The sequence below is a fragment of the Paenibacillus sp. FSL H7-0918 genome (assembly GCF_038007025.1).
Lineage (GTDB): Bacteria > Bacillota > Bacilli > Paenibacillales > Paenibacillaceae > Paenibacillus_AQ > Paenibacillus_AQ odorifer.
The window spans coordinates 228,603-254,246 of sequence record NZ_JBBOWJ010000006.1 but is presented as its reverse complement, the minus strand read 5'-3'; the positions used below and the strand labels follow the sequence as shown (position 1 = coordinate 254,246).

Annotated in this window: 17 protein-coding genes; 3 read left to right on the top strand and 14 right to left on the bottom strand. The window is 45.7% G+C overall.

The features are described 5' to 3' along the window. Positions 1 to 397: 397 nt before the first annotated feature. From MHI15_RS29895 to MHI15_RS29885, 3 genes are all read left to right on the top strand, one after another. Positions 398 to 1,081 carry a response regulator transcription factor gene (locus MHI15_RS29895; RefSeq protein ID WP_038568592.1) on the top strand — a complete coding sequence of 228 codons (684 nt, stop codon included), beginning with the start codon at positions 398 to 400 and terminating at the stop codon, positions 1,079 to 1,081. Next, positions 1,078 to 2,661 carry a sensor histidine kinase gene (locus MHI15_RS29890; protein ID WP_076124414.1) on the top strand — a complete coding sequence of 528 codons (1,584 nt, stop codon included), beginning with the start codon at positions 1,078 to 1,080 and terminating at the stop codon, positions 2,659 to 2,661. Before MHI15_RS29895 ends, MHI15_RS29890 begins: the two co-directional genes overlap by 4 nt. Positions 2,662 to 2,789: 128 nt before the next feature. Continuing rightward, entirely contained in the window at positions 2,790 to 3,356 is a 567-nt protein-coding gene (locus MHI15_RS29885; RefSeq protein WP_076124415.1) for an FAD-dependent oxidoreductase, read from the top strand. Between the two features lie 390 nt (positions 3,357 to 3,746). Here the strand turns inward: MHI15_RS29885 and galU are convergent, their stop codons facing one another. The 14 genes from galU to MHI15_RS29815 all read right to left on the bottom strand — a co-directional run bounded on the left by galU (position 3,747) and on the right by MHI15_RS29815 (position 25,623). Further along, complete coding sequence (galU, locus tag MHI15_RS29880; RefSeq protein WP_175617382.1) at positions 3,747 to 4,667, bottom strand: UTP--glucose-1-phosphate uridylyltransferase GalU; 921 nt, start codon at positions 4,665 to 4,667, stop codon at positions 3,747 to 3,749. Positions 4,668 to 4,685: 18 nt separating this feature from the next. Further along, on the bottom strand, positions 4,686 to 5,672 hold the full coding sequence (locus tag MHI15_RS29875) for a glycosyltransferase family 2 protein (protein WP_076138397.1): 987 nt from the start codon (positions 5,670 to 5,672) through the stop codon (positions 4,686 to 4,688). A gap of 78 nt (positions 5,673 to 5,750) precedes the next feature. Next, a complete protein-coding gene (locus MHI15_RS29870; protein ID WP_340033913.1) occupies positions 5,751 to 7,880 on the bottom strand; it encodes a glycosyltransferase family 39 protein in 2,130 nt (709 codons plus the stop codon). 206 nt (positions 7,881 to 8,086) lie between these two features. Beyond that, a complete protein-coding gene (locus tag MHI15_RS29865; protein ID WP_340033912.1) occupies positions 8,087 to 8,632 on the bottom strand; it encodes a DUF1697 domain-containing protein in 546 nt (181 codons plus the stop codon). A 28-nt stretch (positions 8,633 to 8,660) separates the two neighbouring features. After that, entirely contained in the window at positions 8,661 to 9,479 is an 819-nt protein-coding gene (locus MHI15_RS29860) for a phosphotransferase family protein (RefSeq protein ID WP_341165218.1), read from the bottom strand. A 14-nt stretch (positions 9,480 to 9,493) separates the two neighbouring features. Continuing rightward, entirely contained in the window at positions 9,494 to 9,790 is a 297-nt protein-coding gene (locus tag MHI15_RS29855; protein ID WP_036676767.1) for an antibiotic biosynthesis monooxygenase family protein, read from the bottom strand. 18 nt (positions 9,791 to 9,808) lie between these two features. Further along, positions 9,809 to 10,435, bottom strand: a complete 627-nt coding sequence (locus MHI15_RS29850) for a hypothetical protein (RefSeq protein WP_076279653.1) — start codon at positions 10,433 to 10,435, stop codon at positions 9,809 to 9,811. Between the two features lie 23 nt (positions 10,436 to 10,458). Beyond that, positions 10,459 to 10,977 (bottom strand): DJ-1/PfpI family protein, encoded by a 519-nt coding sequence (locus tag MHI15_RS29845; RefSeq protein WP_076124426.1) that lies wholly within the window; start codon positions 10,975 to 10,977, stop codon positions 10,459 to 10,461. Positions 10,978 to 11,218: 241 nt separating this feature from the next. Continuing rightward, positions 11,219 to 12,331: a GerAB/ArcD/ProY family transporter gene (locus tag MHI15_RS29840; RefSeq protein ID WP_076124427.1), complete on the bottom strand. Its 1,113-nt coding sequence runs from the start codon at positions 12,329 to 12,331 to the stop codon at positions 11,219 to 11,221. 239 nt (positions 12,332 to 12,570) lie between these two features. Further along, positions 12,571 to 13,728, bottom strand: coding sequence for a Ger(x)C family spore germination protein (locus MHI15_RS29835; RefSeq protein WP_076278130.1), 1,158 nt, complete (start codon positions 13,726 to 13,728; stop codon positions 12,571 to 12,573). Then, complete coding sequence (locus tag MHI15_RS29830; protein WP_139330151.1) at positions 13,725 to 15,275, bottom strand: spore germination protein; 1,551 nt, start codon at positions 15,273 to 15,275, stop codon at positions 13,725 to 13,727. The genes MHI15_RS29835 and MHI15_RS29830 overlap by 4 nt, the downstream gene beginning before the upstream one ends. 2,008 nt (positions 15,276 to 17,283) lie before the next feature. Further along, positions 17,284 to 23,748 carry an S-layer homology domain-containing protein gene (locus MHI15_RS29825; RefSeq protein WP_341165217.1) on the bottom strand — a complete coding sequence of 2,155 codons (6,465 nt, stop codon included), beginning with the start codon at positions 23,746 to 23,748 and terminating at the stop codon, positions 17,284 to 17,286. Positions 23,749 to 23,767: 19 nt separating this feature from the next. After that, the gene (locus MHI15_RS29820) at positions 23,768 to 24,646 is read right to left on the bottom strand and encodes a carbohydrate ABC transporter permease (RefSeq protein ID WP_081386388.1); all 879 of its coding nucleotides are present in this window, start codon (positions 24,644 to 24,646) and stop codon (positions 23,768 to 23,770) included. After that, positions 24,646 to 25,623: a carbohydrate ABC transporter permease gene (locus MHI15_RS29815; RefSeq protein WP_081383334.1), complete on the bottom strand. Its 978-nt coding sequence runs from the start codon at positions 25,621 to 25,623 to the stop codon at positions 24,646 to 24,648. Before MHI15_RS29815 ends, MHI15_RS29820 begins: the two co-directional genes overlap by 1 nt. Positions 25,624 to 25,644 lie beyond the last annotated feature (21 nt).

The window sequence follows — 25,644 nt, the reverse complement described above, 5'->3', positions numbered from 1 at the left end:
GAATTAGAAAAGAAATACACCAGAAAGAAATGAGCCTTGATAGGAAGATGACAAAGTTGAAAAAACGAGGAAGGAAATTTTACACGTTCGGATGATCTAACCTAAAATAGGGAGAGCATTCTCCAAAATCAGGAGCCTGAATCAGGAGATTATCCTTATTGTAAAGTGTTCTATATTCTTCGTCAAAACCCTTTATCGCAATTCCGAAAATCCGGAATTTTTAACCCTGTTTGTCATTAAACACGTTAATATTCCTTATAACTAGATTAACCAATTTAAAGCCATGTGAAAGAAATTCACTCATTTATTCTAGAAAAAGAATCATTCGGTCTTCAGCAAACATTCAACCGGATATGGCATAATGAAGCTATCTATCACCGATTTGGAGGAACCTATGATGAAAGCAGTACAAGGAGTTCGACTTCTGCTCGTAGATGATGAGCCTCATATATTACAGTTCCTGGAGCTGGGTCTCCTTAACGAAGGTTTTGAAGTACGAACCGCGTCGGACGGGCTAAGCGCCATTTCGATTGCAGCTGAATTCAAGCCCCATGTAGCTATCCTGGATGTTATGATGCCGGGTATGGATGGATTCGAGGTATGTCACTATCTGCGCTCAGAAGAGACAGAGGTAGCTGTCATCATGCTTACTGCAAAAGACGAAGTGGATGATCGCGTAAAAGGACTATCTATTGGTGCTGACGACTATATGGTCAAGCCCTTCAGCTTTGATGAATTACTAGCGCGGATCCAAGCGCGGCTGCGGAATCAGTTTCCGGGGCTGCTAGGTGAGGTCCGCTGCGGTCCTTTCCGAATTGACAGTCGGCGAAAGGAAATTCGCTTCAGGGAGGAAGTACTTGAACTCTCCCCTACGGAATACGAGTTATTACAGTATCTCGTTATCAATCACGGCCTTGTACTCAGCAAGCCTATGATTCTTGATAAAGTGTGGGGCTATGATTTTGGCGGTGAGGAAAATATTGTTGAGGTCTATATCCGTTCGCTTCGTGAGAAGCTCGGAGATAAGGAGCACCGTATTATCCGTACCCTGCGGGGCGCAGGCTACCGGGTGGATCTATGAGCACTCCCATCTTCAGATGGCTTCGCAGACTGCCTGCACCACGTTCCTTGCGTAAACAGCTGCTTGCCACATCGCTGCTTATTCTATCAGGATTGCTGCTGCTAATTGGAGTCTTACAATATATCCTTATGCGAGATTTTATATACAGCAATAGAGCCGAGTCTATGGAAGCGCAAATACGTTCTGTCCCCCGTGAGATGTTTTTTAACTTTTTTAATTCCTATGACGAGGACAGCACAGGTATAAATGACACGAACAACGAGTTTAACAGCAATTTCCCGTTGGAAAGAGAAGACATGAATAAAATGCCAAGTGGGCTGCGAACTGGCGAGAACCGGCGCCCGCTTCTGCTTGATGCCCATACAACTCTCGCCATGTACAGCTCGGATGGCACCTTCAGGGATTTACAGCAATTAACCCTCTCAGATATAGCAGCACCCAGGCTGACCAATGAGCAATACGATGCGCTGCTGATTCACACCACGGATAGGGCAACAGGAAATTACAAGCTCATCCAAGCTGAAGACGGAACTGAACATCTAGCTATATTCATGAATCTTTATAGACCTGGAAATACTAGATTGCTGCTGCAAATGAGTGTGAGCACAGGGCCATTGACGGATGTGATAATGCAGCAGCTGCTGATCTACGCAGGTTTGTCAGTGATTGCTTTATTGACTGGATTATTCCTATACTTACCGGCCCTGCGAAAGACGTTAGTTCCTCTATCTAATATGGGAGAATCGGCTGAGATCATTAATGCCGGTAATTTGGACATTCGGTTTCCAGTTGACCAAGGACAGGCCGAGATCGACAAGCTTGCTCATTCATTCAATGGTATGCTCGAACGTCTCGAAATATCCTTTCATAATGAACGGGAGGCCAAGGAGCAGATGCGCAGGTTCGCTGCCGATGCTTCCCACGAGCTTAGAACTCCGCTTACCTCAATACACGGTTTTCTTGAGGTCTTGCTGCGGGGCGCCGCCGATAATAAAGAACAGTTATATAACTCGTTGCGAAGCATGCATGGTGAATCGAAACGAATCAATAAGCTGGTCGAGGATCTGCTACTGCTCGCTCGAATGGATGGAGCTCCACAGCTGCAGATGACTGATCTGATTCTCAGCGAGGTGATTCACGAAATGAAGCCGCATCTGCTTTTGCTCGCAGATCAACGGAAAGTTACATTTGATATCTCCTATGGCATCCGTGGTAAATATGATCCCTATAAGCTCAAGCAGGTGATTCTGAATCTGTTCCACAATGCAGTTCAGCATACCGATGCCACGACAGGGAGCATTCATCTCTCTTTGCAAGCGGAAGGAAATCAAGCTCTATTAAGCGTGCGGGATAATGGCTACGGAATTGCCGCGGAGCATATCCCACATATCTTTGATCGATTCTACCGCAGTGATTCCTCTCGCACACGTAAATACGGCGGATCAGGGTTGGGTCTCTCCATCACAAAATCTATTGTCGAGGCACATCACGGCAAGATTAGTGTAAATAGCACCGTTGGCGAGGGGACAACGTTTACGGTTAGCCTGCCTTGCGAGGAAGGATTAGCCAAGGAAGAGTAACAACCGTTATAATTAAGAGGAACTGGAGCGTCGCTCCACAAAACTTAAGCGTATGCTTTCGTTGCCAGTTTTGCTATGTAGTCCATTCTAAGGAGCATCGCTCCACAAAACTTTTAGGAGGTAAATACATGTACGAAATCGCCGTAATTGGCGCCGGTCCTGCCGGTGCAAGCGCAGCCCTGTTCGCCGCCAAGGCGGGCAAAAAAACGCTGCTGATCGACAACGATAAGGGCATGACCCGCAGAGGTTGGTTTGAGAACTTTTATGGAATTTCCGAAGTAGGTGGTCCTGAGCTGGTAGAAACCGGGCATAAGCAAGCCGTTAAATTTGGCGCTGAGCTGGTTTCCGAACAGGCTATCAACCTCACCTCCAGCGGCAATGGTTTTGTCATTGAAACTGAAGATGGAATTATCTATGAAGCAAAACATGTCATTCTTGCCACAGGCGCCCTTACAGATCTAGCTGCCAAAGCTGGTGTGGAGACTAAGGATGGTACAGAGCCAAGAATCAAAACTGTAGTAGCCGTTGATGCTGAAGGCAAAACGAATATCGCAGGTATTTGGGCTGCTGGTACTGTTGCTGGAGTAAGTGTACATGCCATTATTACCGCAGGCGATGGTGCGAAGGTAGCTATTAATGTAATTAGCGAGTTAAATGGTACGCGTTACGTTGATCATGATGTGCTGAAAGCTTAATCTATACTCAAAACATAAATCCGGAGGATGATTCTTAGGAATCGGTCTTTCGGATTTTTTCGTCACCCAGGAGAAACAAGTTACGAAATTTTAAAATAACTGCACTTGATGCAGCTATTTCATACAATAACACCCACACGGCTGTTTTAAGTGTATTTTATGCAACTAAAAACAGGCTAACTGAGCATTCTAGCTAAAATGTAAAGATATAGATGTATCAAGTGCAACTAAATCGATTTGCAGCTGTCCCCCCATACTTTTAATTGTATAAAGTACACTTATTTGCTCGTCCCTCACCGTCCTTTGAACACCACACGCAAAAAAACTGCTTCAAAACCTCATCCCACCACCGAAGCCGATGTTATGATCATTTGAAACAGTTTCTCTCCCTCAACTGTGTATACTCCAATGCAAGGAATCCACTTCTTCTTCTCTTCCCTTAAGACTAGCAGCCAGCTCCTGCAAATACGGAACCAATAATGGGCGCAAATCCTCCCGCATCAAACCTACCTCCAGCGTGGCTTTAATGTAACCAAATTTATCACCAATATCATAACGTTTGCCGATTAAATCCAGCGCCAGCAATCCTTCTTGCCGGCATACCTCGTGCAAAGCATCCGTCAGTTGATATTCACCGCCCGCTCCACGTTTGAGGTTAGCCAGCACTGAGAATATCGAAGGCTCCAAAATGTATCGCCCCATAATGGCGTATTCTGAAGGAGCTGTTTCAGGCGAGGGCTTCTCTACCAATCCTTTTACTTCATGAACTCCATTTAGTGAGCCGCTGGAGGCTATAATCCCATATTTGTTAACCTCCTGCCGTGGCACCTGCTGCACACCGACGATAGTCTGCTCTTCTTGCTCATACAATCTCATCATCTGCAGCAGCGCCGGGTCCTCCGAAACCATAATATCGTCACCAAGCAAAACAGCAAAAGGTTCATCACCGATAAATTGTTCCGCACAAAGGATGGCATGGCCTAGTCCCAGCGGCTCTTTCTGCCTAATGTAATGGATGCTCGCTAGCTCACTGATTAGCTGGACTTCACGAAGTAGATCCTCTTTCCCTTTTTCCAAAAGCGTCTGCTCCAGCTCCACCGATTTATCAAAATGATCTTCAATCGACTTCTTATTGCGGCCGGTCACGATGATAATACTTTCAATACCAGAGCGGACGGCTTCTTCTACGATATATTGAATCGCTGGTTTATCCACAATGGGCAGCATTTCTTTTGGCTGAGCCTTAGTGGCAGGCAGGAAACGAGTGCCTAAGCCCGCGGCGGGAATGACAGCTTTTCTAATCTTCATCATGAATCCCTCCCTTGCAGTTTATTTACGGAGATGGGTCACAGGGTGCTCACGAATGTTCTTTTGCTGCCCCTTACCTTCATAGAACTCTTGGACAATATAAAGCGGACGTCCCTTAGTTTCGTCATAAATCCGGCCGACATATTCACCTAGTATTCCTAGCATAATGAGTACAAATCCGTTGAAGGTCAGCGTAATTCCAATCATCGAAGCCCAGCCCTTAACAACTGAGTCTGTAAAAATCACCAGGTACAAAACATACATAAGGTACAGAAAACCAGAAGCCGACAGCAGTGCGCCCAAATATCCTGCCAGCTTCAGCGGCTTATAGGAAAAGGAGGTGATTCCGTCCAAAGAGAGCTTGATCATACGTTTTAGTGGATATTTAGTTTCCCCCGCCAGACGTTCATCCCGTTCATATTCAATCGCCTTCTGACGGAAACCAACCCAGCTGACCAGTCCGCGCACGAAACGGTTTTTCTCCGGTAGACGTTTGAGCTCTTCGCAGACCCTACGATCTATGAGCCGAAAATCACCCGTATCCACAGGGATAGAAATATCGGTTGAATAACGCAGAATTCTATAAAAGAGGCTGGCCGTCCACTTTTTGAATAAGGATTCACCATTACGCTTCACCCGTTTAGCATATACAACTTCATACCCCTTCTTCCATTCCGCAATCATGTCCAAGATCAGCTCAGGCGGGTCTTGCAAATCAGCATCAATAATGACAACTGCATCCCCAAGGGCATAGTCCATTCCGGCAGTAATAGCGATCTGATGTCCAAAGTTACGTGACAAATCGATCAGCTTCACACTCTCATCCCAGTAGCTATATTCCTCGATCATCTGGGCACAGTTGTCGGTGCTGCCGTCATTCACGAAGATCAGCTCATACACTTCCTCCGTCATTGCCATCACTTTTTTAATACGGCGATACGTTTCCTGAATGACTGCCTCTTCATTAAACATCGGTATAATAATGGAATAGCGCACGTTGATGCTCATGAGCAGCTCCTCCTTTAATTTGAATGCTGAAGCGTGCCTGCAAATGTATTAGCACGCTTCGTACTCTAAAACACTGAACTAGTTAACTGTAACTTTGTATAACGTTCCGCTGTTACCAGCATCGTTTCCTGCCCAATCCGCTGCTGGAACCTCTGTACCATTGTCAGTAATCCAGGTAGATAGCGTAGAGTTCCCTCCACGTCCCCCCCCCATACCGCCGCTGCTCAGCAGGAAGTATTTCACCTTTCCACTCTTTACTAACGCCTCTAGGGTATCTGTGGTATATACTGTGTCCGAATTGGAAAACCCGTTCAGAATAACAACCGATGCCCCCTTATCGACGATATAAGGAGCTGCTGTGCCATAATCCAATACGGCAAACAGATAAGGCTCCCCAGTATTATTTTCCTCCAGATAGGACAACAGACTCTCATTCGCACTTGTGGCGCTATTACGTCCAAAGTTGCTAGAATTGCCGCCCATTCCTCCTCTGCCCTCACTGCTGCCTGGTCCTGCTTCAGGGGTTTGACTGTTCAGGCCATAAGTAATTGGGGTAGCTGCCCAGTAGAGCGGGCCAATTAACAATACTAGTACAGCAACAATACTTGCCGAGAAAACAAATGGCTTCTGTTTGCCTTTAAGAACGACCAGCACCAGAGAAACAACTATACCGGCAGCCAGAATACCAATCGACCAGCCACTGCCAATCGTATCGTCATAAGGATGAATAATGTACCACTGAAAAGCTGCTGTAACCAGCGTTGCAACTGGCAATAGCCATGACAGCCAACCAGAGTGCTCGCGATACAGACTCCAGAGCTTTGACCAGCCTGCACCGACCAGCGCGGCTATCGGCGGAGCCATCATCACCAGATAATATTGATGGAAGAATCCCGCAATACTGAAGAATCCCATCACCGGCACCAGCCATGCTAACCAGAATAGAGCTTCTTTATGCCCTTGCGTAAAGTTCCTTCTCCGCAGATTAGCGAATAATCCAATACAACCAAACAATACAAAAGGCAGCAGCCAGCTTGCCTGACCTGACAGCTCTGATTGGAACAGGCGCAGTGGACCTGCGGTTCCAGTATTGAACATTCCGCCACCGCCGCCATTCATGCCGCCGCGTTGTCCTTGGCCCCCACCTTCACCACCAAATTGCCGGTTTTGATTATCTGTTCCACCGCCGGGTGGTTGCCCTGGAGAACCTCCATCATCGGCGCCATTTTGACTGTCTGAGGTTGAATTTATACCTTGCCGACCCGAAAATGCTCCACGTCCGCTATCCGTACCATTTTCAGCATCTGCCCCGTTCATAGCGGGTCTTTCACCGTTCATAGCTGGCATCTCGCCATTCATGTTCGGCATCTCACCATCATTCATTGAAGGCATTCCACCTCCGCCACCACCTGTCCCCCGATCACCCGTCAATCGGGCGACACCATTATAACCAAAGGCAAGATTGAGCACGGAGTTAGTACCGCTGCTGCCGATATAAGGTCGTTTACTAGCGGGAATTGAATCCACTATCACTGCCCAGGATAACGAGACCACGAGTAATATAGCTGTCGAAGCCGCTAATACTCCGGTTTTCCGCTTCCAGTTCACTTTCGCAGCCAAGACATAAAAGAGATAAAAAGCCGGCAAAACCATATAAGCCTGCAGCATCTTCTCATTAAACCCAACACCGATTAAAGCAAATGCGGCAAGGAGACTGCCCAGCTTATTACTCTTCGTTCCTTTAAATAAAAACCAAACCGCCAACAGTAACGTGAATACTAACAGAGCATCAATGTTATTCGTCCGGCTAACAGCCGCCGCTACTGGAGTTGTTGCCATGGCCAGCGCTGCTAAACGTGCTGCTGCTTTACCAAAGGTGGGTTTTACCAGAAGGTATACGAGCAACACGGAGCCCACGCCCCCAAGCGCCTGAGGTAAAATCACACTCCAGCCATGCAGCCCGAAAATGAGTGCGCTAAGAGTCTGAATCCAAAAGGTGACTGGTGGTTTATCCACCGTGACTGAACCTGCAGAGTCGAGTGAAGCGAAGAAGAAATTATGAAAGTTTTGCAGCATACTTCCCACGGCAGTGGTGTAGTATGTATTCACATAGTGGTCATTCCAAACTCCATAACCGTACAAAAAAGCAGCGAGTATTAAAATGAGCCACAGTATAAGATCCGAGCTTATTTTTCTAGCAAAACTCATCTCCATTTCACTCCTATCCCTTGATCATTCTATATGCCGGCAGTTCTGTAACTCCGGCCCAAGCTTTCCGTAGGTGTATTATTTCATCCATACCTTAACTCTCAATGAGTGCAAGCTGAATGTTTGCTGAATAAATGAGGCTGCCGGCACGCAAAAAAGACCCCACAATGTGGAGCCTTTCGGTACCCTGTTCAATCCAAACTATGTTATTCCATCTTGCCTATGGCAACAAGCTTATTCACCGTGTTCCAGTTGCGTGCGGTAATGGGCATCCCGAGTATTTTGTCAAAAGGGACTTTAAAAAGCGACGATTGGCTCACACTGACCTCATATAATATATACATCTCTCTGCCGTCAAAACGCACTTTATCCGGTCCATTCTCATAAGTGCGCAGTTTATCCAATGCTTCCACTGAAGGCTCGGCTGATAAAAAAGTAACATACCATCTTTTGAATTCCTCTGGCTCGGACAGCTGAAAGGGATCGTTAGCGATCACATTCTCCATTTCTGCTAAAGTACGGATAATAACAGAGACCTCGAATCCAAAAACCTCATGAATCTGACGTTCAATGACTCCGCTAAGCAGGCTCACCGAACCTTCATCACTCTCAAACACGACATTTCCGCTCTGAATATACGTTCGTACATTTGCAAATCCAAGCGCTTGAAACATCGCCTTCAGGTCCAACATTTTAATAATTTTGTTCCCGCCCACGTTAATTCCACGCAGCAGCGCTATATAGGTAATCATAGAATACGCCTCCGTTTTTGTGCCATGATCAGCTTACCTCTGCGGCTAAGGTGTGTAGACGTTTACGAACTTCTTTTACCAGCAGCTCCTTCTCTGGAGGCGAAAGCCCCTCCACCAGACGTGCGGCAGCGATCGGCAAAATCCAGCGGTCTACGTCCTCATAAGTGTGTCCTGATAATCTGAGATACTCTTGAATGTACCCCTTAGTTAATCTTTTTCTTATAAAACCTAACATTAATTTGGAGAAGGCCGAAGCTCCCGGAGGCATAGCTCCCAAACTGAACATCACTACGGAACGCGCAGCATCTCCAGCAGGTTCTCCCACTACACCCGTCATCCAGTCGATCACCCAGAGCTGTCCATCCATAAGCACATTGTCGGGATGAAAATCCCCATGACATAAACGAGTGCCTTCCGGCAGCTTCTCCAGATACTTCAAAATGACGGATTTTTCCTCTTCGCTCAGCATAGGGGCAACCATGATCTGACTTTTCAGCATATCCTTTTGCTGGCCGATTTCCTCTGTAGTTTCAAGCTTATGTAAATCACAATGAAGCCCCGCCATCAGCCTGGCATATTGGGTAACTTTCCAAGGCTTCTCACCCATCACCTTTAGTAAAGAGGGACCCTGAATTTGTTGAAAAACGATACCTTGTCGATTATGTTCAGAAATAAGCTCAAAAGGCTGGGGGGTCCGAACACCCCGCGCATGTACAAACTGGCTGATTTTATATTCCCGGCTGACGTGTTGCTCTGCTATATCCTCCCGGTACAATTTAAGAATCCTCTGATCGTCATGCTGCCAGATCTCCGCTGTTCTGCCTTCCCCAACAAGCTTCGCCTTCATTCGGCATCCTCCATTTAGTCCAGATTAATGCGGGTAAAATGCTCAACTACCGGAAATGGGTCATAGTAATGGTGAAGGAGTGCTTTCCATTCCTGATATTGGCTGGATTCTCTAAACCCAACAGTGTGGTCTTCAAGCGTTCTCCACTTCACCAGCAACAGATACTTATGATCATCCTCCAAGCAATGTTGTAATTCATGGCCCATATAACCTTCTATCGAGGAGATTAAACTTGATGCCTCCTTGAAGCTTTGCTCAAATTCGGTAGTCAAACCAGGCTTCACTTGCAGCATCGCAGCTTCCAAAATCACACTCATCATCTCCTAAAGTTATGGATTTAAAGCATCCCGGAAAAATTCATGATAGAAATTAATGATGACCAGCAGTATTGCTAGTGACTCGTTGACACTGCCTACCTCCAGCGAATGATTGGCATCATCGATTCTATACACCTTCAAATGATTCAGCCCACTAATTTCACCCGAATGCTCTTCACCAAATAAGGGGTCACTGCCTCCATAAATTACAGTCCCCCGACTCCGCTGAATCAGCGGCACCACCTCAGGCAACGGGGTGATATATAGATGAGACGTCTTCTTCTGTATTTCTAGCTCATCAGCTATTCTACCTGCAATAACAGCTCCCATGCTTTTACTTATAAAAAGAAACCTCTTATAATCCGGCAGAGAAGCAATCACGGCTTTACATTCCTCAATGATAATACTCATTTCTTCACGCTTGAAATCCACCCTAGCACTCTGGTAACCATATTCTAAAAGCAGAACATCACAATTATGCTCCCGGGCAGCTTTAGCCGCATAATCCAGAAGAGAGCGATCAGCTGAATAATTTTTACCCGGAAAAATAACAGCCAGCGCTTTGGAACCTTGGGTGATATATTTATGTTTAACCTCTCTACCCCAATAAGAGGACATAATGATATTGCTAACGTTCATACATGTTTCCCCTCTTCTGCTCCTTAGACGGATTTAAAATGTTTAAAGAAATCTATCGTTTCTTGCAAATCTGCCTCATCTTTATAGATACTCATTACTCGCCCAATTTCAAGCGCAAAATCTACATATCCATTCGGCTTAGCGGTAATGATTGTTCCATCGACAACGACGTTAGATACGCCGGATTCATTGTCCACATAAACCTTACCATCCAGTACTCCGGCAGCCTTAAGAATGGATACCCCACCGCAAATGCCCGCGATGACTTTGCCTGCTCGATTCAGGCTTCTGATTAAATCTAATAGAGCCTCCTGCCCTATTAAATTATCTGTTTCCCCACCAGGGATAATCAATAAATCTATGGTGCTAACGTCCACATTTTCAACCAATACGGATGGATTCACAGAAAAACCCTCGCAGGAGATTAACGCCTTATCTTCCAAACCTAAGGTATAAACCTCACCCTTTGTTTTCATAAAATAAGCTGCCAATGTAACCTCAAACTGCACAAAGCTATCATATATAAGAATATATGTATTCAATGATGGATCAGCTCCCCTGTTCTCAAAAAAAGTAACCTCTATTCTATGTATCTATCATTATAGCATCATCGCCCTCTCCTGAAACTTACGGACTCAGAGGACGCTAATCAATAACAACTATGCGCTCCGCTAAGATTCCGAATGTGGGATTTCACCTAATTACTCATAACAAAAAAGGACACAAGCATCCCAACAGCCACCTTTTATGGCTCACGAGACACCTGTATCCTCCTATTTAGAGCTATTGCTGCGACTGCGGTGCTATCTGTTTATTTTTACCTCGGCTCACAACAATTTCAGCGAAAATCCATAATATCAACGGAATAATCACCTGGAAAGGAAAGGCGTATATTTTATAAATATGGTAAGAGAAATAGTACATTTCCATAATATCCTTGTACACAAAATCGGCAAAATAGATCATGAGTAGTCCCATCTGAAGCACAACGGAGCGGTAACTCTTGAGCTTGAATACTTTAGCTACTCCAATGCAAGATACGTAAAGGCATAAACTTCCTTTTATAAATGTTGTGATTACAAAAGCCACTGCCGATGACGCTTCAATTCGGGTCAAAAAATCTCCTACATTAATACGCCCTGCAGACACATAAGCCGGAAAATATAAACTAGACAAGACCTCAGGACCCAGCATCAATAGGTTCCGTAGTGTAGCCATAATAATAATTGCCCCAGCAATCGCTACGCCACCAAATAATACCTTCTTCGCTGAGCTCTTCTTCGATAAATTACCGAATACCCCCAGAAAGACTACAACCTCTGCAAATGGAAAAGAAAATGTGCCCAGCGTATCGTTAAATAATGGCTTCCAGCCTTTATCCAACAGCGGAAGTAAGTGATGATATTCCATTTTGGAAAAAGCTAAGGTGACAATGACTAGATTAACAAATATTGCGAACAGTAATAGAAGCTTAGAACTTCTCCCCAGCACTTCAATCCCAGCCTTAACTATCCATATACACAACAGTCCAAGACATGCCATAGGTGCTATCATTGGTGTTTCGGTTAAAGTAACGGATCTACTGAATTCTCCAAAAACCCTAAGAATTAGTGTCCCTAGATGAAAGGTATACCAAATATAGAGACAAGAAATGATTCGACCCAAGACGCCTCCAAACACGGTAATCAACATATCAAATAGATCCTTGCCTGGTAATAGGATGTGTAGTCTGGCATATATCAGCAGCAGTGGGACCACCAGTACCATGGCTAATAATACGGCGATCCAGTTACTGTTACCGGATTCTCCCGGCACACCCATAAATATTGAAGTCCCCATAATAAACAAGACAGCAATACTAATAGCATGCCCTGTTGATACGATCTCTTTGTTCATACTCTATTCTCCCTTAGGCTTGTCCCCTAAAATAGCATCTTAATCCAGTGTTCTAGGTATGGTGAAGGACTAGGGAGTGACCATCTCATTGCCAATGCAAAAGCAATACAGAATGATACCAGACATAGTGCGGAAGAAACATAAAAATCCCGCTTCATCCCCTGTTTCCATAGACCATAAGGATCACTCAAAACAATTACCGCATAGATAAATATGACCACAACAACCAATTTTATCACCTATTTTTGATGAATCTTGATAGACCTTGACGTTTGTGCACTGCTCTCGATAATCACCTTGGAATTCACTACTATCTCTACGTTGGAAAATTCCTTCCCCCAGTTTTTCTCGATTTTCTCCCAGGTCCGTGGCATTTTCTCATGAAGAAGCTCTCCAAATCCAAAAATATCTGCTTGGTAATCCTTCTGAACCTTATGAATAACGGAGAGAATCTGCTCCTCCAGTTCTTTTTCAGCCCACCTTTCTATAGTCTTCTTGCTGTCCAGATTATTGAATTCCCCCGAAGATTTGACCTCGTCCAGTCCTGCGTGTGTCAGTGTATTAAGCTTTATTTGGAGCTTACCGTTTATCCATACAGGTTTTATTTTTGTACGATTGGATAAAATTTCGAGGGAAAAGGCAGGTTCTCCACTTTCATCCTTTACGATTAACACACCTCCCTGGATTTGATTGTTGGCAAACAACATGTATTTCGTTTCTTCGCCACTGATCATACCGATCATTTTATCCATCCTGAAAATAGCTGTTCCGCTAACTCGTGCATTCTTCGTCTTATTTTGTTCATGAACATAAATTAATGGAGCGATGGCATATTCACCAGAAGCCTCGAGCTTATCTATGAAGTCCCAAATTTCCACAACCGGCGCTGTACTTACATTTTTCTCAGTCCTCATCTGCTGTGCAAGTGCATAGGACATAATACTCTCAGTCGAACTGCTGAGACTTATGATTTCTTGAGCCGACTTCTCTTTAGCGACAAAAATATACACATCCGATCGGGTTTCCGTATCCCTGTTGTACCAATCTATTACTTTGGTGACTCCCTCCCTTGCAATCTCCTCACTAAGGATAATCGCCTTAGAATGGCTCCAAAATAACTTTTTTCCAGTGATCGAGATCATTCCCCTCACAATATCAAACATGGTCTCGCCCGCGAGCGTGATCATTTTGAAGCCAGCCTGACTTGATTTCATTCCTTCCTTTGTATCTACAATCTCTGTTGTCACCAATAACTGACCGTCTTTTTTCCCCTTATCAATCGCGACCCCGGCAACAATCGACATATCGTCAATTTCAAAGTAGTTCCAGCAGCCTGTATTGCAGATCAGAAGCATCATGGATGTAACAATCAGAAGTATCCTTTTCAGCTTGCTCATGGTCTTCTCCTTATTTTATTGGAACCTTTTCTCCTCATATTTCGTGCCCCAATTAACGCCGGACGCAGATACATATGCCACCACGGCGCCCTGATCGCTGTATCTTTAATGTCCTGAGGACGGATTGAGCCTACTCCAAGCATGTATGGAACCCCAAAACTACGCAGACTCATCAAATGAACTACTAAACCAAGCATTCCAAGAAAATAACCATATATCCCTAGAAAAAAACTCGCACCCAGCAGCAATGTTCTTACGATAATTAAAGGACCGGTCAACCTAGGGTTAAGTAGCGTCATGATCCCTGTTAAACCGACTACAATAATCATTGGAGCACTAACTATTCTAGCCTCCACTGCTGCTTGTCCTAACACGAGAGCGCCTACGATACTGATAGCCTGTCCTATATAGGTAGGTATCCGCTCACCCGCCTCTCTTAATATTTCAAATATAGTTAACATGAATAACGCTTCTACTATTGTAGGAAAAGGGACTGCTACTCTTGCAGTAGAAATACTGAGCAACAACATGGTTGGGATCATTTCCTGGCTATAGGTAACTAAAGCTACGTAAAGAGCAGGTATACTGATCGACAAAAAAGCTCCAAAAACTCTCAACATTCGATTGAAGGAACCAAAATAAAAGTTAATGTAATAATCCGAGCTGGCTTGAAAATTCTCTACAAATACATAGGGAACAGTCATTGCAAACGGGCTGCCTTCAATGAGCACGGCAACTCTGCCCTCCATCATGTTACTGACTACGGCATCCGGGCGCTCTGTACTTCCTGTCATTTCAAAGGGCGAATAGGGCTCGTCTCTAATTAATTCCGCCAGAGATGCCGTATCTAGAATAAGATCTATGTCAATCTGTTCCATTCGATTCTGTAATTCTTTGAGAATAGCCGGTGATGCTAACCCCTCCATGTAACAGATACATATCGGTGTTTTGGACCGTGTTCCCAGTGAACTAAAAACAAATTTTAACTCGGAATCTTGTACCCTGCGCCGAATAAGAGTGAGATTTACTAACAGTGATTCCGTAAATCCCTCCCTTGGACCTTTCACACTTTTTTCGGTAACCGGTTCCGCAAGAGCTTTCGTCTCCCAACCCTGTGCACCAATGTTCAGAACACCGGCATAACCGTCCATCAACAGTAAGGTCTTGCCAGCTATAATCGCATAGATCATTTCATCAAAATTCTCAGAGGCAACCACATCGCTAATACTAATGACCTGCGTCCGGATGTTCTCCATCAGCTCGGCTTTATTGCCACAATCCTTTTCGGTAAAATCAAATGCCATGACGGGCTTGATAATCCCCTCTTGGATCATATGTTTGTCAACCATTCCGTCAACATAGACTAATCCAAAGCGAAGACTATCACTAAACATGTTGCTAAACACTCTGATTCTAAGCGTTCCATCGTTCTTGAATATGTCTCTAAACAAAGTCATCATTTCATCCAGTGACGTACTCAGAGTCTGCTCAGATTTTGTGTTTTTTTGAGACGTATTGCTGTTCCCACCTGCTGGCCGTTCCTCCACAGTAGTCACTCCTGTCAGAATTAGGTTTCCTAGAAATTATCCCCCGTCTCTCCAAATCCTATCCGCCAAAATTATACTGAAAAGGGATCAACAAGAAAGAAAATGAGACTGCTCCATAGGCTGGATTCCGCAGGTAAGTCACTAAATCAGCCCTTGGGGTCATGCCAATAGCGACTCACTGCATACATCCTCAGACACTTTCGGCTCAGGCACGCAACACCGCATACATCCTCAGACGCTTTAGATCCTCAGGCGCATACGGATCTAGGTACGATAACACCCACTACATCATTAGGCGCTTGCGGACTCAGCCTCGATAACACCGAATACATCATCAGGCGCTTGCGGATCTAGGACGATAACACCGAATGCATCATCAGGCGCTTGCGGATCTAGGACGATTACACCGAATGCATCCTCAGGCGCTTGTGGATCTAGGACGATAACACCGAATGCATCCTTAGGCGCTTGTGGACTCAGGAGACGTTATTTGCATATTTATCGCCTTTTGGGCACAGTTTCGGACTCCAGCGCAGCTATTTCATCAAAAGTGGCTCAAACCGGGCGTTTTTCATGCCAATAGTGACTTTGGGGTCCGATAGCACACCAAAAGTCGATAAATGCAACGTTTAGGGGCTACTGGGTCCGTTAGCGCCAAAACACCCTCTCCCCGGGGAGCTTACGGACCTAGCACAATAACACCGAACACATCATCAGGCGCTTACGGACCTAGCACAATAACACCCAACACATCATCAGGCGATTTCGGGATCGGCCACGATAACACCGCATGCATCCTCAAGCGCTTTCAGCTCAGCCACGTAATACCGAATACATCCTCAGACGCTTAAGGACTCAGGAGACGTTATTTGCTCAATTATCGCCTTTTGGGCACATTTTCGGACTCCAGTGCAGCTATCTCATCAAAAGTGGCTCTAATCGGGCGGTTTTCATGCCAATAGCGACTATGGGGTCCGATAGCACACCAAAAGTCGATAAATGCAACGTTTAGGGGCTACTGGGTCCGTTGCCGCCGAGTCACACTCATCCTTTGGGCTTACTGACCTAGCGCAATAACACCGGACACATCCCCTGAGGCCTACAGACTCAGACACGATAACACCCAGTGCATCCTCAGGCGCTTACGGACTCAGGAGGCGTTATTTGCTCAATTACCGCCTTTTGGGCACATTTTCGGACTCCAGTGCAGCTATTTCATCAAAAGTGGCTCAAATCGGCCGTTTTTTATACCAATAGCGACTATGGGGTCCGATAGCACACCAAAAGTCGATAAATGCAACGTTTAGGGGCTACTGGGTCCGTAGCGCCGCATCCCAGTCATCCCTTGGAACTTACGGACTCAGTCACGATAACACCGAGTGCATCCTCAGACGCTTACGGACTCAGGAGGCGTTATTTGCTCATTTATCGCCTTATTGGCACATTTTCGGACTCCAGTGCAGCTATCTCATCAAAAGTGGCTCAAATCGGCCGTTTTTTATACCAATAGCGACTATGGGGTCCGATAGCACACCAAAAGTCGATAAATGCAACGTTTAGGGGCTACTGGGTCCGTTGCCGTCGAGTCACACTCATCCTTTGGGCTTACTGACCTCTCACAATAACACCCAACGCATCCTCAGACGCTTACGGACTCAGGAGGCGTTATTGGCTCAATTACCGCCTTTTGGGCACATTTTCGGACTCCAGTGCAGCTATCTCATCAAAAGTGGCTCTAATCGGGCGATTTTCATGCCAATAGCGACTATGGGGTCCGATAGCACACCAAAAGTCGATAAATGCAACGTTTAGGGGCTCCTGGGTCCGTTAGCGATCTCTTGCGTGCAAATTACATACCATGAAGCAAAGTTTGTTTTAAGAGCGTGGTGGATACGAGCATGAGATTAGGCGTTTGGGGTTGGCAGCAAAAAAAACACAGGTGCCCCAGCAGTCATGATCATGACTACGGGACACCTGCGTCTTTTTTATATCTTGTATTGCTGCATGATTATTGAAGCTGCTCAAACAGGCGGAAGATCACGGTCGCTGCTTGCGCTCTTGTAGCCTTGCCGTTTGGTCCAAATTGGTTGGATGTCATACCGTTAATAATTCCACTAATACGCATCGCTTCTACAGCTTTGGCTGCATCCGCAGACAACTGGTTCACATCAGAGAATGCTTCACCAGAAGCCTTAGTTCCGTCGGTCAATGGGATATTAATCGTCTGAGCCAAACGATAAATCATGACCGCCATTTCCTGACGAGTAATCTCCTCGCTTGCACCAAAGTTGCCATCCGCTTTGCCTTTAACAATACCGAGCTTTTGAGCGCTCGCAATCGGACTGGCATACCATGCCCCATCCTTAACGTCTGTAAATGTGCTTACAGCCGTCTCATCTAGTAAATCAAAAGCGTTCATCAATATTTTGATGAATTCTGCACGGGTCACATTTCCACTTGGATTAAAGTGTTCAGCATCCATCCCTTGGATTGCGCCTCGTGCTGCGAGTGCTTCAATGCTGTTTACCGCCCAATTAGCTGTAGCGGTATCTTTGAATGAAACATTCGAGTGAACCACTACATAACTGCCAAGCTGTTGCAAATTTAACTCAAGCATCTGTGTTCCTGTATTAAATCTTCCGTTCTTAACGGTCTCTAGTTGCTGATTACTGTTCAAGTAATAAACCACTACTTTATGAGCTTTCTCACCAGACTTCAGCGTATAAGGAAGTGCCAGCTTGATCCCCGATGTCTTCAGTACATCGCCTGGAATAACCACACCATCTACGCTAAGACTGATGTCTTTAATTGTACCTGCATTCATCTGACTGCTTACCGAAAGTGGCAATCCGGATATATCTCCAGTGCCCACAATAAGCTTAAGTTTGCTGTTCTTAGCATCTTTGTAAGTCTTCAGGAAACTTTCCGGCAGCATTATGCTTGCTGTTCCTGTATCAATCTTGAGGGATTTAACATGCCCCGCCGCTGCCAGTGACTGCAGTGGCAGCTCAACTACAATTTGTTTCGCGTTTCCGGTAGGATTCACGACAATGGACAGCATACCATCCTTTGCATCCTTTGCTGCCTTTTCAACATCTGCGGCAGTGAGTTCAGCCAATGCTTTTCCATCTGCTCCGATAACCATCTGGACAATGATTTTACCATTGCTTACAGCAGGGGCAGCTGTCGCAGACGCGCTAGGCGAAGGTTTTGCCGTGGCTACCGGCACATAAGTACCCGGTGCCTCTGTTGATTTCGGCGTTGACGTTGGCGTTGGTGTCTCTGTCGGTGCAGGTGTTGACGTTGGCGTTGGTGTCTCTGTCGGTGCAGGTGTTGACGTTGGCGTTGGTGTCGCTGTCGGTGCAGGTGTTGATGTTGGCGTAGGTGTTGGCGTAGGTGTTGGCGTAGCTTCTGAAAGCAACTTCAGGCCCGCAACCGCCGCAGTAAGCTGACTTAATGCCTCATCAATGTCTGCCTGAGTAGCAGTTCCACTCTCCATCAACATCACTGCACGTGCTACCTCTTTCTCAAGAGTATTCCAGCTCTCCTCTACATAAAGGCTCTTATCCAGAGCCTCTATTGCTCTAAGCTTCTCCTCCAAGGCTGCCGTTATGAGTGGTGGATTTACAGAAACTAATGTTAAGGTATACGTTCTGGTCGTTGTTTTATCCAGTGCCGTCACAATGACCTTGTAACCCGTTTGAATTTCTCCCGCAATAGTAATGCTATCGGGTTCATACACAGCGAAGGTAACCCCTACCGGAACAGTAAGTCCTTCCTTCAGCTCATCAAGTGTAGTCGTATCCGGTAAAATAATTTCTTTGGCTACCTGATCAATAGATCCGCCCGGAATTGTGATTCCGCTGATCGTTGCATCATGAGCTTCGACAGGCTGTAAGGCTTCAAAGGCATTTTTCAAATTGGAATATGCCACATTAATATCACCATCGGTAGCACCGTCATTTGCATAAGTGGCTTTAGCAGCCTCTAGTGCAATGCGTAGTGCCTCCCATTGCTCAGGCGTTCCGGTATAATTCTCTTCATTTACCGAAGGATCTTCCGCTGTATCAATGGCTGCTTTAAGTTTAGATTTATCGTACCTCACACTGATGCGGCAGCTGGCAGCAATATCGGTGCCCGCCACTTTACCAAATATAGTGAAGTCTGTAGCAATGGTGAGTTTGTTAAGGGGAATTTCCTCCCATACCACACTTGCCAAGCCTGTCGTTTTATCGGCGTAAGTTACCGTAACCTTAGCTGGAAGATTAGGCACGACGTTAACTGTCGTACTCACCGCAATCTGTTCAATGCTTACAATCGCACCATGGTCGCCGGGAGCAGGAACTTCTCCTTCTGGCTTAGACGAAATTGCCCGCCATTCCTTAACGCCTGTCCAAATACTAGTGGACTGCTTATTAAGAATCAAACGGAGTTTATCCGTCTTCACCTCGTCAAAGGTTACCTCGTTAAATGCATTTCTTGCTTTGCCTTTCTCGCTCAAGCCCGTTACCGGCACATATTTTCCGGCATCCTTATCCCAATATTCGAAGCTATAATCTCCCGGTACCTGTACACCGCCTTCATCATCATAGAAGTACACGGAGCTGCCTGACAAAGTCACGGGCTCTTTCCAGGTCAGTTGTAGCCAGTGGCTTTCACCGGGACCGCCCCAGTTCCCATACTGAGTTTCTGCTTCGCTATTGTAAATACTTGCTGAAGTATAAGGGATATAACCATCATTAACGCCATACACAGACTCCCATGCCGAAGTGTAAGAGGCACTAGGCGTAGCCAAAAGGGCAGCATTTCTGTATCTAAGGTTATCCACCGCCATCCGCATTTGATCCGTTGCCACTTTGATCTCTTCCAGTGTATATTCTCCCTGAGCCAGCAATGCCTTGGCAGCAGTCAGTGCAGCTTGCAGCTCTTGCCATGTTGCCGCAGTAAAATCATCCTTGTTCCGGACAAGTCTGCCGGAATCCCGATCCGCAAACTTCGCGATCATCTCTGTCAGTTCTGCAGTAGCTACAAATACGGTGACTGGAACCTTCACGACAGTTTCAAGTTCCCCATCGCTAACAGTCAGGCGGTATTCATATTCACCAGTCGCCTTAAAGGTTGCTTGCAGCATGGCCTTATCAAGCCCTGTCTCCTCTACTTCTCCTTCACCTGAAATCTTCTCCCAGGTATAAGTCAGCTTGCCACTTGGCAATCCATCATCAACGATTTGCGGCATAATCGTCAGAGGCACATTTTGCTCAACCTTCAATGGTGTTTCTAGATAAACCTTTGGTGCCTGATTGGCAGCCGCCTTAACCTCCAGATTATTGTTGTAGATCTGAATCTCCTTGATGGCGGTCGCAAGTTCCAGCGAATGCGTCACATGAATGCGAATCGCTGCAGTGTTAACCTTTTGGAACTCTACATTGTTATAGTTGGAAGCAATATACTCCGGATAGCGGAATTGCCCCTCCACTGGTTTCCAACTTCCATCAGCATCCTGATATTCGACACCGAATGTCTGTGGTGTACCATAACCGTTCAGAAGCCGGTCATTATAGAAATAGACTTTTACATTGTCCACAGCCTGGACTCCATCAAATTTGAACGTAACCGTATCGACGGAATTCGGCGAACCTCCGAATAAAGCTGTGTTTGAGGTATGATTAATCGATGCGATTGTCGAATTGTCCGCCAGGTTGCGGATGTTCGAACCGCTCTTGATATAAGTCGATTCAACAGTAGTGCCTGAAGCAACAGCCAGATTCGTACCGTCATTAACAATATCTACGCCTGCTTTATTAAACATATCGACAGTCTTCTCATTGCTAGCTAGGGATGTTTGATCTGCCGCAGCAAGTGTCGTAGCACTGCCTTTTTCATATAACACCTGTGTCTTCGAGTTATCGCCAACAGCCCCAGTTACATCACCTGAAGGTTTTTCCACCTTACCAGTAGCTGTATCATAAATCAGATGGGACATTTCGTTAGTTGTCATTACGAGTTCATCATTAATGAAGAGCGAATAACCTGCTGGAATACCTTGATAATGAGGATTGTCGCTGTATTTAGCAGGATCCTGCCATACGATAGATAAGTTAGCATCATGATAACGCACGTTATCTACAGCAAAATAGTCATAATCAACATTAATCGGCCATAGCTCGATCTTGTCATCTGTCCGTGGCTGAATACCCGCCATATCTTCAACCACAGTGTAATTCATCATGCCAAGCGTATCGTGGTGAATCCATGCCCGTACCATATCTCCACTAGGGTTAGGAGGATTGTCTTTTGTCCATGGCGTGCCGAAGAAGTAATCCTCCAGCCAGAAAAATTCATTAGAGTCCAGGTGGTCCGTATTGCCCGGCTCCACTGTATGCAACCAAGCGCCCCAATCAAACAGTGTTTTGTAAACGTCACTATTGATGTTATCTATAGGATAATAGCGCAGAGAGGCACGAACGGTATTAATATAGTTGCCGAAGTTACACCATGCGAACTGGTCTGTACCGAAGGCATCCGTCTTGCCATTCTTGAAATCTTCCACCCGCTTCATAATGCTGTTCTGATCCGCTGTAAAGAAAGGAAAGATCGGATAATAATTCGGATCTGCGTAATCAGACAACTGGGATAAATATTTCGCCTCATATCCTTCTTCACCTTCAGTTGGTACTACACCAAAGTTAAAGACAAACATGTTATTATCCCGCCAAGGGTTGAATACATCGGTACCACCCACAACTTTTTTGTGCAAAAAGCTGCCTGTACCATTCGTATCTGCCACACCGTCACCATCAAAGTCAGCCTTGTCGTACCACATCTCATTCAGAATTGAATTCTTAATATTCTGCGCCACAGTGTTCATTTTAGCTGCACCCGCAGTATCCCCAAGCTGCTCGTACATCTTCGCTGTTGCCACTGCATTGGCGTAGGTAGTAGAAGAACCATCCAGCCTAGCATAGTTACCACTGCCATTCCAGTGCATGGATACGGTATCTCCGTCATTACCTGTAATCGGACCATGGTTATAATAAACAAGATTTGGATTAGTGCCTTTAAAATGTTCAAGTGTGCCGGTAACATCAGTGGCGGAAAAATCAGCGAACTTCTTCAATATTTCCTGACCACCACCGTAAATCTTGTAAGCATCCCAGCCTACTTGCGACGTGTTCTGCATCATATCCCAAGTCCAGATGTTAGGACGTCCGGGATTATTTTTATAGTTCTTATTCTCGGAATATTCCCCTTGAGCCAGCCAGGTTCCATACAAGTAGGAAGGATCACGCAGCCATTTCAGATCCTGCATCGCCCAAGGTACACTGACCGTAATCCCGTTGTTGTAGCCAAGAACGCCCTCCATGTTCATCGGGAACTGCCAGTCATTGCCCGGAATGTTGGCATCCAGCAAATTAAAGCGGTTACACCACCAACGATAATAAAGTACCTTCTTCACATTCTCATCGGGAACATCGATATATGGAATGTTCTCTGCCCACCACTCGTTGTACTCCCGCACCTGTGCGGAGAAGGCTGTATCATTGCTGTCAGCAGCCTTAAAGCTCTCATAATGCAGCTTTGAGCCTGGTATTTCATCCGCGAGCCAACCCATGACTACCTTTTGGTCAACGGAGCCACCGGCGGGCACTGTAATCTCTTTAACCAGTTCATTTCCGGAAGGACTCATGCCGTTTCCGCTCAGGTGAACATCCACGTAGGACATTGCTTCAACTACCTTTTGCCCAGCTTTGCCTATCATTAGCGGAGCAGCCACTCTGTAACCCACCAGCTCATCACCCTCAGCCGCTGAGACAAAAGGTGATTTAACCTTTATCGTCAACGTTATATCGCTGGCTGTAGGATTCTTCAATTGAAGCAGCGTTACAGCACTGTTATAGCTGGAAATAAATTTCCGCTGGTTAATCTCCAGGCCTCCGCTTGTGTAGGTCTGATTCTCATGACTCGGGTAGTTCTTCCGCACATTTTTCTGTTCCGCCAAGTCTCCTGTAGAAAGGGTGATGTTATACATCGTGTCCTTGTTCAAAGTATCCGCGTAATGCACTGTTCCCACAAAACCCAGCTTGGTATTATCCTGAGTCTTCATGTACAAAGCGCTTCCCCGGCTGAACAGAGTATTGGCGCTAACTTCGTCGTTGACATCATCCGGAATGACACCTTCGTTAACTAGCAAGGCGTCAAGCCAAGGCAAATCGGAATTATCTTTTGCAAAAGCCTCAAAATCAAAAGCTTCAATCGCTTGCATCATTTCTCCGACGGTGACATCGCTGAAATTAACGCCTTCCTTAACAATAGAATTATCCTTCCACTTCGCCTGCCCGTAATCGGTGCCTACACCTTCATGATAGAAATCAGTCGTGTAGTTAGCCGATACGGGAACAATCCCTGCATTTAATACCACAGCCGCGCATAATGCCGCTACAGAAGCTCTTCTGGGCCATTTATGACTTGTCATTTGGATGAATTCCTCCTTTTTATCCCTTGATTCCTGTTAATGTAATGCCCTCAACAAAATATTTGTTGCCGATCAAGAAAAATACTAGACAAGGAGCTGTAACGACGAGCGCCAGTGCCATGACCTGTTCATAGTTCGGAATGCGCATCCCGTTCACAATATACAAGCCCATAGGCAGCGTATAATCTGCTTCAGTCTTTAAATAAATCATGGTGTAGAAAAATTCATTCCAACAGTTGATAAAGCTGAACAACGCCACAACAATCATTGCGGGACGTATAAGCGGCAGCATGATGCGGGAGTAGATACGGAAGTAACCCGCACCGTCAATCTTGGCAGCTTCACTGAGTTCTAGCGGAATCGTCATGAAAAATTGCCGGAGCAAAAAGACAAAATACGCGTTGCCGCCTGCACAGAAAAAGGCCGGAATAATAAGAGCAGGTTTGCCAGCCAGTCCCAAAGAAGTGTACAGAGAATATTGTGGCAGCAGGGTTACGGCACTAGGCAGCATCATCGTACTGATGACCAGCACGAACCACATCCCGCGCAGCGGAAAGTTCAGCTTAGCAAAGGCATACCCCGCAAAGCTTGTCGTCAGCACCGTCCCGATCACATAAGGAACTACAATCGAAACTGAATTCCAGAGCTGCCGCAGGAACTGAATACGTTCCAATCCAAGCCGAAAATTATCGACATTTAGTGACTCGGGGAAAAACACAGGCGGCCGCGCCAGTATTTCTGTATGGCTCACGAAGGCACCTCGCAGCAGCCAATAAAGCGGAAAAGCAAACACCACTGCGAGTATACAGGAGAGCAGAATCAGCCCGGTATTGATGGCTTTAGCTCTTTTCTTTTTTTTCTGGATACTTGTATAATTCATAATTGCGGTAGCCGCCATTATCTCGCCTTCTTTCTTTTGCCCATCGAATCGTCCCTTTTAAATGCGCCCTGGAAGTAGAACAGCACACCAGTAATGGCCATAGTGATTAGGAAGACGACCCATGCCTCAGCAGACGCCAAACCGCGCATCCCTACCTGAACAAATGAATGGTCATAGATCATAACGTTGATAAAATAAGTCATCCGATCGGGTGCACCATTTCTGGACAACACCACACTTTGCGTATAAATCTGGATAGAGGTCATCATGCACATAATCAATTGGAAAAAGAGGACAGGCTTGATCGTCGGATAGGTTACTTTGAGGAACTTGTGCCAAGCATTTCCCCCGTCCATCTCGATAGCTTCCAGCAATTCTCCCGGAACATCCTGCAGCGTAGCGATGAACACAACAATCGTCCCACCACAGGTCCACAAGCTCATGATAAACAATGTCTCAAAAATACGGATGGGATCTGTCAGGAAATCAACAGGGGCTATTCCTATCTGCAATAAAATCCAGTTAAGCAATCCACCCTTGGCTTGGTTCTGTAGAAGCATCTGCCACACAATTGTTGTCGCCAGCATCGGAACTACAGACGGCAGAAAGAATATAGCCCGCATCAAGTTTCTGCCGATAAATTTACGGTTCAATAAGAGTGCAACAATCAGACAAAAGGTGATTACAAGCGCCACGTTAATGAAGGCATAAATCAAGGTTACCGTTATGGATTTTTTGAATTCGGAGCTGGTATTGGTGAATATGTACCGGAAATTATCCAGTCCAATCCACTCCATAACTTGGCTTCCGCTCATAATCGTTATTTTATGAAAGCTGTAAAACAAACTGGCCAACATCGGATAAAGCGTCAATACCAAAAATCCAATAATGGCCGGTGCTGCAAACAAATATCCAGCCACCGCCTCTTTGGTGACACCTCTGGCATGCTTTTTAACATAGACCGCAGCCGTTTCGGTTTTGCTCTCTGGGTTCATAAGCAATAGCCCTCTTTTCAA